This window comes from Bartonella sp. AD328YNZD, from assembly GCF_042196425.1.
On sequence record NZ_JBHIQG010000420.1, the window covers coordinates 1 to 1,864 of the forward strand.

Genomic DNA, 1,864 nt, shown 5'->3' on the forward strand with positions numbered 1-1,864 from the left:
TTGAGCTTTTGTTTTTCATCACAAATCAAAGTCCAGTCATAAAACTGCATAATAATTCGGCGTGTTTCACCAGGTTCACCCTTAGGTATCGATAAGTGCGGTGGATGCACTGTATAAATATTATCATTCTCATTAGCAAAGCTTTCGCCCTTGCCTATTAAGGCAAGAGCAAACAAAACATTCACTAACATACTTCTCTTTTTTATAATAATAGTCATTTTCTCTATTATCATCTCAACCTCAGAGTAATCCCAGCGCCTATGCCCCAATGACCTCCAGCACTCGTAATAGATACATTCGAGCGGATATTTCCATCTTCAGATGTATAACCAGCACCAATAGCAAATGCCGATTGACTCCGCCACAAACCACTACCAAATGAGACACTTAAGGATCCTGGTATATCATAGTAACGTAAATTAGACACAGCCAAACCAATAGCAGCTGCTTGCCTTGCCTCCTTGCGGACATCTTCAATGGCATAATTTAACGTCTCAAATTTCATATCTGTATAAGATTTCGACTCGTTAAGACTATCATTGACAAGACTACTAACTTTATCATCCGTATATTTCTTCGCATCGTCAAGAACTATCTTCATCTGCTTTTCTGTATAATCATGCAACTGACCACCATTAACAGCTTCCTTAGAACCTGTCTCAATCTTACCATCCCCGACATTGTCTATCAACACAGGTTCGCTGTCATTCCCACCCACCAACGTGATGCTATTGCTCTTCTTACCTTCCGCATCTTTGTCATAGTTAACAGCTCCATCTATAACCGCAGTTTCAATATCTTTAACATGTTGGTCTAGCTTATCTACCTTATGATCAACCTCGTTGACCTTCTCATTCGTCTCCCATAGCTGACCTCCATTCACTACTTCTTGCGAACCTTTTTCAACCTTGCCACCCAAAACATTCGTAATCTTACTCGAGACTCCCTTATAACTCGCATCATACGACCCGGCGTCTTCATTCCAATGCAAACTATTCGTATCTATATTGCTAGAAACCTCTTTAATTCGGTCGTTGATAAGCGTCATACTCTCACTAACACCTTCAAAGGCACCTGCAACATCATTATAGTTCTTCTTATCCGATAAACTACCATCTGCATTAAAGCGCGCAACCTTGAACTCTGGAGCATGCCATGCGCCACCTTCATAGCGCGCTCCTCCACCTAAATACATCGCTAGTGTCTTATTCAAAGAATAAAGCTGGTTACCCGTAATCGCCTCACTAGACCCTTCAGAAATATCTCCATCTAAAAGTAACTTCAGTTTGCTCTTGCTTCTTTTGTCACCTTGCTCATGAAGCGCTACAAACGCACTATCTTCATCACTCCACAACAATGCATTCTGCTTAATATTATCATTATCTGTAATATCATTGTGAAGCTTCGTGAATGAACTGCTTACACCTGCAAACGCTTCTGCAATATTGGCATAGCTATGTTCTTCAGCATTTCCAGATTCATTAAAGGTCGTAACTTTGAAAGTAGGCGCCGTCCATGCACCATTTTCATAGCTCGCACCTCCACCAAAATATGTCGCTAGTGTCTTATTCAAGGAATAAAGCTGGGAACCATTTACTGCTTCTGTTGAATCTTCAGAGAGAGTTGCCGCTTTCACGCCAAAAATACTACGTGTATCACCATTACTGTTTGCAATTGTGATTGTTCTGCCCTCTGTTTCAGCCCCAATCTTGATTACTTTCGTTTCAGAATCCTGCTTAACAAGACTGTCTCCTACAACTTTATTAATCTCATTCTTAAGCTCATTATGAATATTCGTGATGGAATTATTCACATTCGCGAAAGAACTACCTACTCCAGCAAAGGCTGTGGTTACATCATGATA

1 protein-coding gene and 1 pseudogene are annotated in these 1,864 nt (G+C 40.6%); both read right to left on the bottom strand.

The features are described 5' to 3' along the window. Window positions 1-233: pseudogene (locus tag ACFIO3_RS12425) on the bottom strand (invasion-associated locus B family protein); the annotation flags it as partial. Beyond that, on the bottom strand, window positions 230-1,864 hold a 1,635-nt coding region (locus ACFIO3_RS12430), incomplete at its 5' end, for a Vomp family autotransporter (RefSeq protein WP_375704551.1). The gene ACFIO3_RS12430 and the pseudogene ACFIO3_RS12425, both read right to left, overlap by 4 nt.